The organism is Streptomyces guryensis (genome assembly GCF_021261325.1).
Taxonomy (GTDB): Bacteria; Actinomycetota; Actinomycetes; order Streptomycetales; family Streptomycetaceae; genus Streptomyces; species Streptomyces guryensis.
On the sequence record NZ_JAJSBI010000009.1, the window covers coordinates 118,421 to 133,855 of the forward strand.

Here is a 15,435-nt window from a genome sequence, read left to right on the forward strand (position 1 = left end):
GTCGGCTCCTGGCAGCGTGGACAGAGACCCGGCACGCTCGTCATCGTCGCTGCCCGGCGACACACCGCGCGCCGACCGCCAGGCAGCAGTCGCCACCGCTGCCTGGGCCGCTCTGGCCCGCACCCTCGGGGCCGCCTGGACGCAGCCCGGAACCCCCGCGGCGGACCTGTTCGCCCGCTGCCCAGCGACCGCCGAGTCGCAGGGGCTGGGCGCGGCCCGGGCCGCGCTGGCCGCCGGACGCGCGGCGCTCCCGGCGGACTTCCTGCGTCGCACGGCGCTCCGCGCGGCGGCAGCCGGGTCGATCCCGGAGTTCGCGCCGCCGAAGGCGCCGGCCGCCGTAGTCGCGCCCGGTCGACAGGCTCCGCCGACGGACCCTCACCCGGCGCCGGACACAGCCGAACCCGCACCACGCCCCACCGCGCCCGAAAACCCTGCTGCCGCACCCGACCGCTCGTCCCGTCCTTCAGACACCGGGGATCAACCCGCCACGGCGGCCCACACCCACAGTTCCGCAGGCCCGGACCCGCGGGCCCCCGGACCTCACTCGCCGGCCGTTGCCGACCAGCTCACCACCGTCGGTCGCGCTTCTCGTTCCACCGCACCGGACATCCAGGCGACCGTTCTCGGCAAGCGCAACCGCGTCCCCCTGCCTCCGGCGAGCGCAGGGGAGGACTCCGGCGGGATCCTGCTCCGGTTCGGGCCCGGGGCGCCCGTCGAGGAGCAGGACGTCCTGCGTGCCCGATGGCGGACCCAGGCAGCGGTACCCGCCGCCCGCCGCTCGTGGCGCGGCCGACGGGGCTGGATCGTCACCACCGCCCTCGTCGCGATCGCCGCCGTCCTGCTGTGGCTGCTGCTGCGCCCGGCCCCCGCTCCCCAGGTCGTCTCCGTCCAGGTCCAGGCCCCCGCGGGGCCGTTGCACTGCGGTCAGACGGCCGACCTGATCGGTGTCGTCGACACCGACGGGCACGAAGGCCCCGTCACCTACCGGTGGCTGCGCGCGGACGGTCAGGACTCGAGCGAGCTGGTGCGCACCACCCACCGCGGTGAACGCCGGGTCAGGGTGCACCTGCGCTGGACGGTCCGTGGTCCGGGCCGCTTCCGGGGGGTCGCCCGCCTGCGGATCGCACACCAGTCGGTCCCGATGGAGGTGAAGGCGGGTTTCACCTACGTCTGCCCTTGAGGCGTGGCCCTCGGAACGTGGCCGGGGTGAGCCGCGTCGCATCGGGGCGGGCGAGGTTGCTATGCAACGAGTTGCATAGCAGGATCGGCGACATGGCACTCGAACACGCGATCCTGGTGTCGCTTCTGGAGAAGCCAGGATCCGGCTACGAGCTGGCCCGGCGCTTCGAGCGGTCCATCGGCTACTTCTGGACCGCGACCCACCAACAGATCTATCGCGTGCTCAAGCGCATGGAGAACGACGGCTGGGTCGATGTCCGGGACGTCCCGCAGCAGGGCCGGCCGGACAAGAAGGAGTACTCGGTCGCCGACCTCGGCCGGGCCGCGCTGTCCTCCTGGTTGCAGGATCCGATCGAACCGGAGAGCGTGCGCCACGACCTGGCCGTGAAGATCCGCGGCGCCGCCTTCGACGACCCGGCCGTCCTGACCCGGGAGGTGGAGCGGCACCGCCAGGCGCACCGGGACCGGCTGGCGCACTATCGCGCGGGAGAGACACGCGACTTCCCCGGGCCCGAAGCAAGCACGGCCGCGCCCGGAGCACCGCTCGACGCGGAGCGAGAGCTCCAGCACGTCGTCCTGCGCGGCGGCATCGCGTACGAGCAGATGATGATCGACTGGCTGGACGACGTGCTCGCCACCCTGGCCCGGTTCGGCCCGAGCCGCTGATCGCCGCCGTTCCGTCGCCGATCCTTCCGATCCCCCGATCCGGCCGTCAGACCGTCCGGCCGTCAGACCTTCCGTTTCCCACCCGTCCACCAGCCGAAAGGCGTCATCCCATGGCCGACCAGCTGCTGTTCAACCCGCGCACCTACGACCCCGCGCACTTCGACCCCGAGACGCGCCGCTTGCTGCGTGCCACCGTCGACTGGTTCGAGGAACGTGGCAGGAGGCGGCTGATCGAGGACTACCGGACCCGCGCCTGGCTCGGTGACTTCCTCGCCTTCGCAGCGAAGGAGAACCTGTTCGCCACGTTCCTGACGCCGTCGTCCGCCGCGGGGGCCGGGGAACCGGACAAGCGGTGGGACACCGGCCGGATCGCTGCGCTCAACGAGATCCTGGGCTTCTACGGCCTCGACTACTGGTACGCCTGGCAGGTCACGATCCTCGGCCTCGGCCCGGTCTGGCAGAGCGACAACGCCGCTGCTCGCACCCGCGCCGCCGAACTCCTCAGCCAGGGTGAGGTGTTCGCGTTCGGCCTGTCCGAGAAGGCCCACGGTGCCGACATCTACTCCACCGACATGCTGCTCGAACCCGACGGCAACGGCGGCTTCCGTGCCACCGGCTCCAAGTACTACATCGGCAACGGCAACGCCGCCGGACTCGTCTCTGTCTTCGGCCGCCGTACCGACGTCGAGGGCCCCGACGGCTACGTGTTCTTCGCCGCCGACAGCCGTAACCCGGCCTATCACCTGGTCAAGAACGTCGTCGACTCCTCGAAGTTCGTCAGCGAGTTCCGGCTGGAGGACTACCCCGTAGCGGCCGAGGACGTCCTGCACACCGGCCGCGCCGCCTTCGACGCCGCCCTCAACACCGTCAACGTCGGCAAGTTCAACCTGTGCACCGCCTCGATCGGCATCTGCGAGCACGCGATGTACGAGGCCGTCACCCACGCCCACAACCGCATCCTCTACGGCCGTCCCGTCACCGCCTTCCCGCACGTGCGGCGCGAGCTGACCGACGCTTACGTCAGGCTCGTCGGCATGAAGTCGTTCAGCGACCGCGCCGTCGACTACTTCCGTTCCGCCGGCCCGGACGACCGCCGCTACCTGCTCTTCAACCCGATGACGAAGATGAAGGTGACCACGGAGGGCGAGAAGGTCATCGACCTGATGTGGGACGTCATCGCGGCCAAGGGCTTCGAGAAGGACAACTACTTCGCCCAGGCGGCCGTGGAGATCCGCAGTCTGCCCAAGCTCGAAGGCACGGTCCACGTCAATCTGGCGCTGATCCTGAAGTTCCTGCGCAGCCACCTCCTGGACCCGGCCGGGTATCCCGACGTGCCCACCCGCCTCGACGCGGCCGACGACGACTTCCTCTTCCGGCAGGGGCCGGCCCGTGGCCTGGGCGCGGTGCGCTTCCACGACTGGCGGCCCGCCTACGACGCGTACGCGCACCTGCCCAACGTGGCCCGCTTCCGTGAACAGGCCGACGCGCTCTGCGAGTTCGTCGCCACGGCCGCTCCCGACACGGAGCAGAGCCGCGACCTCGACCTCGTCCTCGCTGTCGGTCAGCTCTTCGCCCTCGTCGTGCACGGACAGCTCGTCCTGGAGCAGGCCGCCCTGACCGGCCTCGACGAGGACGTGCTGGACGAACTCTTCGCCGTCCTCGTGCGGGACTTCTCCGCACACGCCGTCGAACTGCACGGCAAGGACTCGGCGACCGAACAGCAGCAGGAGTGGGCGCTGTCCTCGATCCGGCGGCCGGTCGTCGACGAGGCACGCACGGAGCGGGTCTGGCAGCGGGTCGAGGCGCTGTCCGGCGCGTACGAGATGGACCAGTAGGCGCGCTCTACGCATCAACAAAGGTGGCTGGGCCCGGGGGCCCGGCCACCCGTCGGCAAGGGTTCAGCCTGCCAAGGTGACGATCTTTCTGCGCGTCTGCCACGGGTGGCCCGTTCGGGAAGGTCCCGCTGGTTCGACCAGGGCATGCCGCCCCGCTGCGGCGGACCGCCGGATGGCTGCATCCGGCGGTCGGGTTCCTGCCGGCCACCGGACATCGTGCCTGGATCGGCAGCGAGCACAGCCGACTCGGCGGCGCCCCGATGAGGGGGAGACTCGGGCAGGCCCTGTTCCGGGCTCGGCGCCCCGCACAGCCCGTCTGAGGCCGGGCGGCTCGGCTCCGCCGACCGAGCCGACCGCAGCGATCCTCAGGCGGGCTCCTCCCCGAGAGCCGGCTCCACCGAGGCCAGAGCCGTCGCCGGATCCTGGCAAGCGGCTCCGGCGGGCAACCAGCAGCCCCCCTCCCGCCGATACGGCCACCACCGTCCGTCCCGCCCCAGGCGCAGTTGGGCCGGTGCGCCGACCACCGTCCACCGGTTGCCGCTCGCCCGCAGCGACGGGCGCTCGTCCTCGTCCCAGGCCGACTCCAGGGCGGCACGCGCGCGTGCGAGAACGTCGGCCGGGACGGTCCACTCCTCCTCCAGCACGGACAGCGCGGCCACACCCCCGAGGCGCCACGCGCGCGTGGCGCGCGCCAGCCCCTCCCGGTCGCGACCCGACCCGTCGGCCAGCCGGTTCGCCACAGCCGGCTCATGGGCTCCTGCGGCAAGACGGACCGCATCCTGCCCGAACGTCAACTCCTCTTCCGGGCTTTGCTGTTCGGTCCCCGGGCGGAGAGCCTCGGCGAGCAGGCGATGTGCCTCGGCGGCGGTCCGGGCGGCCAGACAGTGCAGCGCGACCGGGTCCACGCCCGGCCCGGGCGGGGTCTCGGTGTCCAGGGACGGCGGCACACCGGGTTCCGCGGGCAGCTCCGGCGGGGTGGGCGGGGGCGGCAGGATGCCGCCGGTCGCGTATGCCTCGGCGGCGTCCACCCCCTCCGGCTCGGTCGGCTCCTCGGTGGGTGCGGGCGTGGCACTGCGGGCCTGGAGCTCGTCCAGCAGGGCGCGTTCGCCCCGCCCGCGGATCAGCAGCAGTACGAAGGGATCCTGGTCCAGCAGCCGCGCCACCTGGTAGCACAGGGCCGCCGTGTGCCCGCAGTGGTCCCAGGCGCCGCAGTCGCACTCCGGCTCCAGATCGCCCATACCCGGCAGCAGTTCGACGCCCGCGGCCGCCGCGTCCTCGACCAGATGCGGCGGCATCTCCCGGTCCAGCAGCGCCGCGACGTGTCCGGCCCGCTCGATCGCCATGTCCAGGAGACGGTCCCACTGTTCGCGGTCCAGCTCCTCCAGCAGGACGTCGGCCCGGTGAGCCGTACGATCGCGGTCCTGGACCACGGCCGTGATACGCCCCGGACGCACGGACACCGCGCCCACAGCTCCCGCACGCGCGAGTCTGCGGCCAGTCTTGAGCTGCTGCGAGTCGAGCGCCGTGTCCTCCAGGGCCCGGAGCCAGGCCTGGCCCCACCAGGTGTGCGCGAACCCCCGCCCGTGTGCGGGCGGCAGCGCGGCGAAGGTGCGCTCCGTGTCCTCGTCGTACCGGTTCATCGCGTGCCCCCTCGCAGTTCCACCAGATCGGCCAGCTCCGCGTCCGTGAGCTCCGTGAGCGCGGCCTCGCCGGATCCCAGTACGGCGTCGGCCAGCTCCCGCTTGCGGCGGAGCATGTCGGCGATGCGGTCCTCGACGGTCCCCTCCGCGATCAGCCTGTGCACCTGCACAGGCCGGGTCTGACCGATGCGGTAGGCACGGTCGGTGGCCTGCGCCTCGACGGCCGGGTTCCACCAGCGGTCGTAGTGCACGACGTGCTCGGCCCGGGTCAGGTTCAGTCCGGTGCCGGCGGCCTTCAACGACAGCAGGAAGACGGGGACTTCACCGTCCTGGAAGCGCCGCACCATCGCCTCGCGCTCGGCGACGGGCGTCCCGCCGTGCAGAAACTGCGAGGTGACGCCGCGGGCCGTCAGATGCCGTTCGATGATGCGCGCCATGCGCACATACTGAGTGAAGACCAGAACGCTCGCCCCCTCGGAGAGGATGGTGACGAGCAGTTCGTCCAGCAGTTCCAGCTTCCCCGAACGACCGGCGATCCGCGGCCGCTCCTCCTTGAGGAACTGCGCCGGGTGGTTGCAGATCTGCTTCAGCCCGGTCAGCAGCTTCACGATCAGCCCGCGCCGCACCATGCTGTCGGCGGCGGCGATCTCCGCGAGCGTCTCGCGCACCACCGCCTCGTACAGGCCCGCCTGTTCCCCGGTCAGGGAGACGGCACGGTCGGTCTCGGTCTTCGGCGGCAGCTCCGGCGCGATCCCCGGGTCCGACTTGCGGCGGCGCAGCAGGAACGGCCCTACGAGCCGGGCGAGCCGCTCCGCCGCGGCAGGATCCCGACCGCCCTCGACGGCCTGCGCGTACCGCGTGCGGAAGGAGCCGATCCGGCCCAGCAGCCCGGGGGTCGTCCAGTCGAGGATCGCCCACAGCTCGGAGAGGTTGTTCTCCACCGGGGTCCCGGTGAGCGCCACGCGTGCGCGTGCACCGATGGAACGCAGCTCCCGTGCGGTCGCCGAGTACGGGTTCTTCACGTGCTGCGCCTCGTCCGCCACGACCATGCCCCACGGCGTATCGGCGAGCCGGCGCGCGTCCAGGCGCATCGTCCCGTACGTGGTGAGCACGAACTCCCCGTCGGTCAGGGCGTCCAGGCCGCGCCGCGCACCGTGGAAGCGGCGCACGGGCGTGCCGGGCGCAAACCTCTCGATCTCGCGCTGCCAGTTGCCCATCAGCGAGGTCGGACACACCACGAGCGTCGGACCGGCTGTCGACGTGTCGCTCTGCCGGTGCAGATGCAGCGCGATCAGCGTGATCGTCTTGCCGAGACCCATGTCGTCGGCCAGACAGCAGCCCAGGCCCAGGGACGTCATCCGGACCAGCCAACTCAGGCCCCGGCGCTGGTAGTCCCGCAGGGTGGCCGCCAGAGCGGCGGGCTGCGCGACCGGCTCCTGCGCCTCCGGGGCCGCGAGCCGCTCCCGCAGTGCCGCCAGCCACCCTGTCGGATGTACGTCGATCCGGTGGCCGTCGACCTCCGTCGAGCCCGTGAGCGCGGCACCCAGTGCATCGATGGGGGTGATCTTGCGGTCCTGCTGGGCGCGGGCGCGGCGCGCCTCCTGCGGGTCGACGAGGACCCATTGGCCGCGCAGGCGCACGACGGGCCGGTTGGCCTCGGCGAGCCGGTCCAGTTCCGCGCGCGTGAGCCGCTCCTCGCCCAGGGCGAACCGCCAGTTGAAGGCGAGCAGCGCGTCGGCGGACAGGAACGACGGCCTGAGCGAGGCGGCCCGGTCGGCCGCCGGCTCCTCGTCCGGCGGGCCGATCACCGCGCGGGCGGTCAGGGTGCGGGCCAGTTCCTTCGGCCAGTGCACGTCGACTCCGGCTGCGGCGAGGGCCCGGGCGCCCTGCCCGAGCAGTTCGGTGATCTCCTCGTCGGCGAGTTCGAGGGCATCCGGCACGCTCGCCGAGAGCAGGGGCGTCAGTGGCGGCCAGGACCGGGCCGCCCGCCGCAGCGCGAGCAGGGCGTCCATCCGCACACGCGGACCGAAACCCCGGCCCCCGTCGCCGGAACCACCCCAGACCTCGGATGCGTCCGCCACCAGCGCCGGATCACTGACGCTGTGCACCTGCAGGACGGCCCGGAACGGCACCGCGGCGTCCTCCTGCGTCAGCTCGGCAAGACCGGGCACCTCGATCCGCAGTGAGAGCCGTACGCCCGCGTCGTGGCCCGCGGCTACATCGGCGGCCCACGCCCGCTGCCCCGGCAGGTGCTGCGGTGCCTGCGCCGCGTAGGCGGGTCCGCCCGTCACCAGGGAGGCCGCGGGGGAGCGGGGCAGCGAGTCGGCCACCGCGTCCAGGAAGGCATGCACCAGCCCTGCCGGGTCGGGCAGTCGCAGTGGGCCGGAGCCGTCCACCGCCACGGCGTGCGCCTCGGGCGGCATCGCGGCGGCGAGCCGGCGGATCCGGTCGACGTCGTCCAGGGCCAGGGGGCCCACGCGCCAGGCGTCGTGATCGCCGGGGGACAGGCCGGGCAACAGCAGTCCCCGCGCGAGGAGTTGCAGGGCCAGGACGGCAGCCGAGCCCCAGAAGACCGGCCCCCGGTGCGCGTGTGCATCGGCACGCGCACGCGTGAGGACCGGCAGCGCCGCCCGCACTGGCAGCAGCACGGCGGGAACCTGGGCCAGCTCGACGCCGTCGCCGCCGGGCAGGACGACGGCCAGATCCTCGGCGGGCCAGGCCGGGAGAGGCGCAGGGGCGCTGCCGTCGGGCCGCCAGAAGGCGACCCGGCCGGTGCGCGCCGGGTCACCGGGCACGAAAACGGCGCAGCAGCGGGCCAGTTCGGAGATCTCGGACGATGTTGCCGCGGGGATCCTCTGCACAGCGAAGCCGCATTCCTCAAATTTGACTACTGGGGTCGGGGTCGCCGAGGGTACATCAATCTGCGGGCAACCGGGGCACGGCCGAGCCGCCACCCGGCCCCTCTCACTGTGGGGGGTGTTGTCAGCCCCCCGGCGCGCCCCCGGCAGACCCCCGCCCGGACACGGGTGGTGCCTTCATGGTCGCAACAGGTCGTCGCTTCGTACGTTTCCTCAGGTCAGCCCCTTGCCTGAGAGAGCCGGAGACCGGACATGCCCGAGCCCACCACAGCCGTCGCCGAACCCCGGGGAACGCGTGACGCACCGCCCGCCGGAAGCGAGTTCGCCCCCCTTCTGCGCACGGTCCGGGGCCAGGGACTCCTGGAACGGCGCCACACCTGGTACGCGTTCGGCATCGCCACCAACGCACTCGCCCTGGCCGGCATCGTCACGGGCATCGTCCTGACCGGCGATTCCTGGTGGTCGCTGCTCCTGGCACCCCTGCTCGCCGTGTTCGGCGCCCGCACGGCCTTCATAGGCCACGACGCGGGCCACTCCCAGATAACCGCCGACAGGACGGCCGCCCGGGTCATCGGCCTGATTCACGGCAACCTGCTCCTGGGTATGAGCTACGCCTGGTGGAACGACAAGCACAACCGCCACCACGCCAACCCCAACCACATCGACAAGGACCCGGACGTCGTCGCCGACGTCCTCGTGTTCACCGGCGCACAGGCCAAGGAGCGGTCGGGCTTCCGGCGCCTGCTGACCCGCAACCAGGCCTGGCTCTTCTTCCCCCTCACCCTCCTCGAAGGCGTCGCCCTGAAGATCCACGGCTTTCAGGACCTGCGCCGGCAGACACCCCGGGAGCGCGCCGTGGAGGGCCTGCTGCTGGTGACCCACGTCGCCGCGTACGGGACGCTGCTGCTCACCTCGCTCTCCCCGGGCAAGGCCCTCGCCTTCGCCGCCGTCCACCAGGCACTGTTCGGCCTGCACCTGGGACTGGCCTTCGCCCCCAACCACAAGGGCATGGCGATGCCCGACCCGAACGGCGAGCGGTGGGGACATCTGCACCGGCAGGTGCTCACCTCGCGCAACATCCGCGGCGGCGTCCTGACCGACTGGTTCCTCGGCGGCCTCAACTACCAGATCGAGCACCACCTCTTCCCCAGCATGCCCCGCCCCCATCTCCGGCTCGCCCAGCCCCTGGTGCGCGCCCACTGCCGGGAGTTGGGTATTCCCTATGCGGAGACCGGCCTCGTCGACTCCTACCGGCAGGCCCTGCGACACCTGCACGCCGTGGGGGAGCCGCTCAGGGCGGAATGACGGACAGTGTTGTCAGGGACGAATCGGGGTCGCACCTCAGGGACGTCTCAGGGTCGTGGTCCGGAACCGCGGGAGGCGCGGGCCCGTTTTCATGACAGAGAGCGGCACAGGCCGCGAAGGAGGCGACGTACATGTCGAACAACGCGAAGATCGCCATAGGAGGTGTGGCTCTCGGGCTCTTCCTGTGGATCTGGCTGCCCTTCTGGGCGGTGGTCCTGATCGTCCTCGGAATCCCGACCGCCGCATACCTCACGCTGGACCCCTCGCAGCGGCGCAGGCTGCGCCGCCTCCGTCGCAAGGAGCTCGGCCGCTGAAGCACTACCGCAGGGGATCGACCCGGTCGGCCAGGGCGCAGGAGTCGACCACATCGCCGTCCGCGGGCCGTGCGACCGTATGGTCCGCGGGCGGTCGCGCGCCCGCCTCCACCCAGGAGACCAGCGCTTCGAACGCCGAGCGGTAGCAGGGCAGGATCGGGCGCAGCCGGTCCGGATGCGTGTCGTACAACCCGTCGACGTGCGTGCCGCCCTGGATGGTGTAGTAGCGGTGCAGCGCACCCTGTCCGCTCGCGGCGACCATGCGCGCGTACACGTCCGAGTCGGCGGCCTTGGGCAGCAGCGCGTCCAGGTCGCCGTGCAGCGTGATCAGCGGTCGGCCGATGCGTCCCGTGAGTGCCACGCGAGCCACGGCGCGATGGACGGACACCGGCCGCGACGCGTAGTCGTACACCGCGTCGGCGGGGCAGGGCGACAGGATCTGCTCCGGGGTGCTGCCGGCGGACGGACCGGGGCAGCCGGGGTCGTATGTGGGGTCGAACTCGGCGCGGTAGATCTTCTGCGTGGCGCCCCAGTACGCCTTCTCGTGGTACGGCCACAGAAACTCCGAGCCACGCGCGAAGCCCACCGCGTACAGGTCCTCGTCCCGCGCCGAGCCCAGCATCCGCGCCACCGCCGTCGGCAGCGAGGTGAGCAGGCTCGGGCCGTCCGCGGTCCACAGCGCACCCTCCCAGTCCACGCCGCCGTCGTACAGGTCCGGGTGGTGCTCCAGCTGCCAGCGGGTGAGATAGCCGCCGTTGGAGATGCCGGTCATGTACGTACGGCGCGGGGCGTGCCCGTACCGCTGGGCCACCGCGCGCTTGGCCGCCCGGGTGAGCTGAGTGGTCCGCGCGTTCCACTCGGCGACCGCGTCACCGGGCCGGGTTCCGTCGCGGTAGAAGTCGGCGCCGCTGTTGCCCTTGTCGGTCGCCGCGTATGCGTAACCCTGGGCGATCACCTGGTCGGAGATCGCCGTGTCCGTCGCGTACTGCCTGCGCGTGCCGGGAGCGCCGGTGACCACCAGGCCGCCGTTCCAGTGGTCGGGCAACCGGATCACGAACTGTGCGTCGTGGCGCCAGCCGTGGGTGGTGTTGAAGTGCGGTACGGGTCGCTTTGGCTGTAAGGCCCGCCTGATCAGCCATGTCGGTGTACGGCGTGCCGGCGAGCCCGGTCGTGGTCAGGTCGGGCAGACAGACGCTCTGCTGAAAGGCGGCGCCCGGCACGTGCACCCGCTCCTGGCGGACACAGTGATCCCCGCCGACTGCCATGGCCCGGGCAGGGGCCGGCCAGGTGACGGCAGCGGTCAGCAGGGCGGCGGCAGCGAGCGGAACACCGCGGGACGGACGCATGACGGACCTCCGGGGCAGGACGGGAGGGAACGGCGCCCGCAGCGGAGCGGGCGCCGACGGCTGCCCCATCGTGCGGTCCGGCCTCCGCTGCATCCATGGGCCGGGACCACATGGAACGCGCCCACCGCATGGCGGCCCGGAACAGTGCCCGCGGGCGAAGTCCCGTGCGGAGGAAGGAGATCGACGCAAGGAGGCGCGGCGCGGATTTCACCGTGTACGCCGACAACGGGGCTCCTGGCGTCGCGGAGGTGTGGCGGGACAACCGACAGGCGCTCGTCCCGGACCACTGGGAGCCCGGCGGCGACCGGGCCGTGGTCGCGCTGCAGACCTGGGTGGTCCGCAGCGGCGACCGCACCGTCCTGGTCGACACGGGGGTGGGCAACGGCCGCGAGCGGCCCGGCAACGCCCTCTTCCACCCCGCCCAACAGCCTCACGCCGTGGCCGCACCCCGGACTCGTGCGTCCGCCCGCCTGCGCACTCCCGGCTTCCTGCGCTGCCCGGCTCGCACGCCGACGGCCCGTCGTCGCCCGGGAGCACGGCACCCGCGCCCCGCCGCGGCGTCGCGTGCGGGGGCGGTCCGGCCTCAGCTGGGGCGCACGGCCATCTTGTCGAGCGCCTCCAGCAGACCCGGCAGCTCCGCTCCGCGGCCGACCGGCAACACCTCGCCGGGCTCCGCGTCGAGCAGCACGAACGCGATGTCGTCGGTCCGGGCGACGAGCGACCAGCCCGGACCGTCGGCACGCAGCGTCCGCGCGTCGCCCGGGGCGAAGGACGACCGGACGCGGCCGAGAGGCGGCGGAGTCTCCACGTACGCGCGAGCCTCGGCGAGCACCCGCCGGACCCCGCCGTGTCCCGACGGCCTGCCCGCCGGCTCGGCCTCCTCGGCCTGAGCGTCCTGCTTCTCCGCGTCCTCCAAGGGCTCTTCCGCCGTGCCCTCGGCGGCCGGGGAGGCCCCGTTCACAGTCGGGAAGGCGTCGTCGCCGATCTGCTCGCGCCACACCGCCCACTGCAGCGCGATCTCGTCGGCACCCAGGCGCCGCTGAGCCGGCCCCCACCTGCTGGTGTCCGGCGGCGCCAGCGGCGGACCGTCCGCGACCTCGGGGCCGGGATCATGCGGCTCGGGCACGCCGGGAGCCGCCACGGCGACCGCGAGGGGCCAGCCCGGCAGCGCGGCCACGACCGAGCGCTCGTCCGGCGACAGGTCGTACTCCATCCCGCAGTCCCAGGACGCGATGGCGACGGCGACCAGGGAGACGTCGTCGACCACGACCGTCCACCGGGCGCCGTCACCGTCCTGGCCGAGCACCAGGCCGTATCCGTCGGCCAGCGGCGCGAGGCCGAGCGCCGCGCAGGCCTCCGGGTAGTCGTCGCCCAGCACGCTCGGGAACTTCGCCGGCGTCAGAAGTACCGCCGTGAGCACATAAAGCGCATCGTCCGCGGCGGCGACGGCGTCCTCGTCCGTCCCGGCCATCCCAGCCTCCCCATCGATTCATCCGATCGGGCGCACCCTAGTGCGAGCGGAAGCAGCTTGTCACGACTCACAAGCACACCCGGAGCTGCAGTTTTCCGGCTGGACGGGGCGAATCGACCGCACCTGACCCGACGCGTCAGGCCGCCGGGAGGCCCAGAAGCGCGCGGGCCACCGTCCCCGGCGACTCGTCGCGCTCCCGTGCGAGGGCGATGACAGCCCGGCAGGCCAGCTCGTTGACCCCGAAGGACAGCGCCTCCGGCGACACCCAGCCCGCCGCCTCCTCGATCCGGTCCTGGTCGTCCTCCGCGCACGCCGAGACGTACGCGGCTGCGGCTTCGAAAAGATTGTGTGTATGTTTTTCCCGGCCGTTGCCGCTGTCCGCGCGAACGGCGTTGAGGAATCTTGCACAGGACTTGCGCACCCTGCCCAACATGCTGACCACCTTCCCCCTGCGTGGTTGCCCTGGCGGAACGTTCATCTCCTGCTGTTCAACGTAGAGTTGGAGCTCCGGCGGCAGAAGGGGGACGCAACGGTGAAGCGCTTCCAACGGCTCGAACAGATCCTGCGGATGGACCCCTGCAAGGACGCTTCCGAGATCTACCGGCTCAGCGCCGCCTACGAGTTCCCGTGGGATTTCACCCGCGCCCTCGAACTGGCCCTGTACCGCACCTACGCCGTACCCGGCATCGGGCGCCTGCTCGCCGAGACGGCGGAACTCACCCAGCGGTCCCAGAAGCGCTACGACGACACCACCCTCCTCCTCGACGCCGTCGTCGAGCACGGCTTCGGCAGCCCGCAGGCCGGCACAGCGATCCGCAGGATCAACCAGATGCACCGCAGCTACGACATCGCCGACGGCGACATGCGCTACGTGCTGTGCACCTTCGTGGTGATGCCCAAGCGGTGGATCGACGCCTATGGGTGGCGCCGGCTGTCGCGCCACGAGACCGTCGCCGCCGCCGTCCACTACCGCACCCTGGGCCGGCACATGGGCATCCGGGACATCCCGGAGTCCTACGAGGACTTCGAGACCTGCCTCGACGCCTACGAGGAGGCGCACTTCGGCTGGGACGAGGACGCGCGCCGCGTCTCCGACGCCACCCTCGCGCTGATGGCCTCCTGGTACCCGCGCCCGCTCGCCCCCCTCCTGCGCACCTCGACCCTCGCCCTGCTCGACGACCGCCTCCTGACCGCCTTCCGCTACCCGCCCCCGGGCGCCGCCACCCGCGCACTGGTACGCGGCGCCGTACGCGCGCGTGGACGCGTCGTGCGCCTCCTCCCGCCCCGGCGCGCGCCGCACCACGCGCGGCAGAACTGGGAGGTCAAGGGCTATCCGAACGGCTACGAGCTGAACGAACTGGGCACCCGCCCGGTTCCCGGCGTACAGGGATGTCCGGTGCGGCACGTGAACGGATCAGCCGTCGAGTGACCCGATGGTCTCCCGCAGCCAGGTGAGTTCGGCCCGGGACGTGGCCCGTGCGATGGTCAGCAGCCCGCGGCGGAAGGGATCGTCCAGTTCCTCGGCGCGCAGCGGCCGGTCACCCTCGTAGAAGAAGCTCGCCGGTTCCTCCAGGAAGGACAGCCTGCGCCGGAGCACGGCGGCCTGCGCCGCGGTGTCGTCGAGGTGGCGCAGGAAGGCGAGCACGGTGAACCACCTGTTCTCGTCGGTGATGTCGCGCCGGTCGGGTGTGGCGAGCCGCCGGCGCAACTCGGCTCTGCCCTCCTCGCTGAGGGTCAGGACGTGGCGCGGGGCGGCCACGGAGCCGGGTTCTGTGGCGCGCGCCAGCAGGCCCGCCTTCTCCAGGCGTTTGATCGCCGGGTACAGGGTGCTCTCGGCGACGGGTTTCACATGGCCCGTCAGCGCGGTGATGCGTTTGCGCAGCTCGTAGCCGTGCAGTGGGGTGTCGTACAGGAATCCGAGGATGGCCAGCTCCAGCATGCCCGCATTCTCCCGCACCAGCGCTGTACATCACTACCCTGGTATATCGACTTCGCTATACATCGGTGACGATGTATCTTCCTGTCCGATCGGGAAAGAACGTGGCGCATGAAGGAGACGCGATGAAGCAGGCCGAGTTCGACGGCAGGGGAAGCTGCATCCGATGGACGGAGACGCCCGGCGAGGAACCCGCGCGCGTGTATGTGCACGGCCTGGGCTCGATGTCGGCCGTGTACCACGCGCACATCGCGGCCCGCCCCGAACTCGCCGGCCGGCGCAGCCTGTTCGTCGATCTCCCCGGGCACGGCATCAGCGACCGCCCCGAACACTTCGGCTACACCCTCCAGGAGCACGCCGACGCGCTGGCCGCCGCCCTGGACGCGGCGGACCTGACGGGAGCCGAGCTGGTGGCGCACAGCATGGGCGGTGCCGTCGCCATCGTGCTCGCCCACCGGCGGCCCGATCTGGTATCCCGGCTGGTGCTCACGGAGGCCAACCTCGACGCCTTCCCGCCGCCCACCGCGGGAAGCAGCGGCATCGCCTCCCATGAGGAGGACGCGTTCGTCGACGGCGCCCACGCGCGCGTGCTGGAGAACGTCGGCCCCCTGTGGGCGGCGACCATGCGGCTGGCCGACCCGCGAGCCCTGCACCGCTCTGCCGTCGGCCTGCGGCGCGGCTCCGAGCCCGTCATGCGCTCCATCCTCGAACAGTTGCCGATCGAGCGCGTCTACCTGCAGGGCGAGCTGAGCGGTGAACTCGCGGGCAGACAAGCCCTGGAAGCGGCGGGCGTCCGGGTGGTGACCGTGGCCGGTGCGGGCCACAACGTCATGTTCGACAACCCCGACGCCTTCGTGGCAGCGGTCGAGAGCCGCTGCTGAGCCG

The 15,435-nt window shown here is 72.1% G+C and carries 12 protein-coding genes and 2 pseudogenes; 8 read left to right on the forward strand and 6 right to left on the reverse strand.

The window, feature by feature from the left end; translation table 11 throughout:
- Positions 1–16: 16 nt before the first annotated feature.
- The 3 genes from LJ657_RS19645 to LJ657_RS19655 all read left to right on the forward strand — a co-directional run bounded on the left by LJ657_RS19645 (position 17) and on the right by LJ657_RS19655 (position 3,680).
- The gene (locus tag LJ657_RS19645) at positions 17–1,180 is read left to right on the forward strand and encodes a hypothetical protein (RefSeq protein WP_232649949.1); all 1,164 of its coding nucleotides are present in this window, start codon (positions 17–19) and stop codon (positions 1,178–1,180) included.
- 92 nt (positions 1,181–1,272) lie between these two features.
- Positions 1,273–1,845 (forward strand): PadR family transcriptional regulator, encoded by a 573-nt coding sequence (locus tag LJ657_RS19650; RefSeq protein WP_232649950.1) that lies wholly within the window; start codon positions 1,273–1,275, stop codon positions 1,843–1,845.
- Positions 1,846–1,955: 110 nt separating this feature from the next.
- Positions 1,956–3,680: an acyl-CoA dehydrogenase family protein gene (locus tag LJ657_RS19655; protein WP_232649951.1), complete on the forward strand. Its 1,725-nt coding sequence runs from the start codon at positions 1,956–1,958 to the stop codon at positions 3,678–3,680.
- Positions 3,681–4,045: 365 nt separating this feature from the next.
- Here the strand turns inward: LJ657_RS19655 and LJ657_RS19660 are convergent, their stop codons facing one another.
- A complete protein-coding gene (locus LJ657_RS19660; RefSeq protein ID WP_232649952.1) occupies positions 4,046–5,320 on the reverse strand; it encodes an SWF or SNF family helicase in 1,275 nt (424 codons plus the stop codon).
- Positions 5,317–8,181, reverse strand: a complete 2,865-nt coding sequence (locus tag LJ657_RS19665; RefSeq protein WP_232649953.1) for an SCO1167/SCO6262 family helicase — start codon at positions 8,179–8,181, stop codon at positions 5,317–5,319. The genes LJ657_RS19660 and LJ657_RS19665 overlap by 4 nt, the downstream gene beginning before the upstream one ends.
- A 249-nt stretch (positions 8,182–8,430) precedes the next feature.
- Here LJ657_RS19665 and LJ657_RS19670 point away from each other — a divergent pair, with 249 nt between their 5' ends.
- Complete coding sequence (locus LJ657_RS19670) at positions 8,431–9,483, forward strand: fatty acid desaturase family protein (protein ID WP_232649954.1); 1,053 nt, start codon at positions 8,431–8,433, stop codon at positions 9,481–9,483.
- 131 nt (positions 9,484–9,614) lie between these two features.
- Positions 9,615–9,797, forward strand: coding sequence for a tail-anchor membrane protein (locus LJ657_RS19675; protein ID WP_232649955.1), 183 nt, complete (start codon positions 9,615–9,617; stop codon positions 9,795–9,797).
- 4 nt (positions 9,798–9,801) lie between these two features.
- Here LJ657_RS19675 and LJ657_RS19680 read toward each other — a convergent pair.
- A pseudogene (locus LJ657_RS19680) lies at positions 9,802–11,143 on the reverse strand (tannase/feruloyl esterase family alpha/beta hydrolase).
- A gap of 242 nt (positions 11,144–11,385) precedes the next feature.
- Here LJ657_RS19680 and LJ657_RS19685 point away from each other — a divergent pair.
- Positions 11,386–11,559, forward strand: a pseudogene (locus LJ657_RS19685) (MBL fold metallo-hydrolase); the annotation flags it as partial.
- Positions 11,560–11,726: 167 nt separating this feature from the next.
- On the opposite strand, the gene LJ657_RS19690 reads toward LJ657_RS19685, so the two are convergent.
- Together LJ657_RS19690 and LJ657_RS19695 are read right to left on the reverse strand one after the other, a co-directional pair.
- Positions 11,727–12,614: a hypothetical protein gene (locus tag LJ657_RS19690; protein WP_232649956.1), complete on the reverse strand. Its 888-nt coding sequence runs from the start codon at positions 12,612–12,614 to the stop codon at positions 11,727–11,729.
- A 136-nt stretch (positions 12,615–12,750) separates the two neighbouring features.
- On the reverse strand, positions 12,751–13,047 hold the full coding sequence (locus LJ657_RS19695) for a hypothetical protein (protein WP_232649957.1): 297 nt from the start codon (positions 13,045–13,047) through the stop codon (positions 12,751–12,753).
- 99 nt (positions 13,048–13,146) lie between these two features.
- Between LJ657_RS19695 and LJ657_RS19700 the strand changes: the two genes are divergently transcribed.
- Positions 13,147–14,043, forward strand: coding sequence for an oxygenase MpaB family protein (locus LJ657_RS19700; RefSeq protein WP_232649958.1), 897 nt, complete (start codon positions 13,147–13,149; stop codon positions 14,041–14,043).
- On the opposite strand, the gene LJ657_RS19705 is transcribed toward LJ657_RS19700, so the two are convergent.
- Entirely contained in the window at positions 14,029–14,553 is a 525-nt protein-coding gene (locus LJ657_RS19705; protein ID WP_232649959.1) for a PadR family transcriptional regulator, read from the reverse strand. The two genes, LJ657_RS19700 and LJ657_RS19705, sit on opposite strands and share 15 nt — an antisense overlap.
- A 122-nt stretch (positions 14,554–14,675) precedes the next feature.
- Here LJ657_RS19705 and LJ657_RS19710 point away from each other — a divergent pair, with 122 nt between their 5' ends.
- A complete protein-coding gene (locus LJ657_RS19710) occupies positions 14,676–15,431 on the forward strand; it encodes an alpha/beta fold hydrolase (protein WP_232649960.1) in 756 nt (251 codons plus the stop codon).
- The last annotated feature ends 4 nt before the right edge of the window (positions 15,432–15,435 follow it).

Bases quoted from the DNA above. Each gene is read 5' to 3' on its own strand.
- LJ657_RS19670 (WP_232649954.1), top strand. From the start codon at position 8,431: ATGCCCGAGCCCACCACAGCCGTCGCCGAACCCCGGGGAACGCGTGAC.
- LJ657_RS19650 (WP_232649950.1), top strand. From the start codon at position 1,273: ATGGCACTCGAACACGCGATCCTGGTGTCGCTTCTGGAGAAGCCAGGA.
- LJ657_RS19710 (WP_232649960.1), top strand. From the start codon at position 14,676: ATGAAGCAGGCCGAGTTCGACGGCAGGGGAAGCTGCATCCGATGGACG.
- LJ657_RS19705 (WP_232649959.1), bottom strand. From the start codon at position 14,553: ATGCTGGAGCTGGCCATCCTCGGATTCCTGTACGACACCCCACTGCAC.
- LJ657_RS19690 (WP_232649956.1), bottom strand. From the start codon at position 12,614: ATGGCCGGGACGGACGAGGACGCCGTCGCCGCCGCGGACGATGCGCTT.
- LJ657_RS19675 (WP_232649955.1), top strand. From the start codon at position 9,615: ATGTCGAACAACGCGAAGATCGCCATAGGAGGTGTGGCTCTCGGGCTC.
- LJ657_RS19655 (WP_232649951.1), top strand. From the start codon at position 1,956: ATGGCCGACCAGCTGCTGTTCAACCCGCGCACCTACGACCCCGCGCAC.
- LJ657_RS19695 (WP_232649957.1), bottom strand. From the start codon at position 13,047: ATGTTGGGCAGGGTGCGCAAGTCCTGTGCAAGATTCCTCAACGCCGTT.
- LJ657_RS19660 (WP_232649952.1), bottom strand. From the start codon at position 5,320: ATGAACCGGTACGACGAGGACACGGAGCGCACCTTCGCCGCGCTGCCG.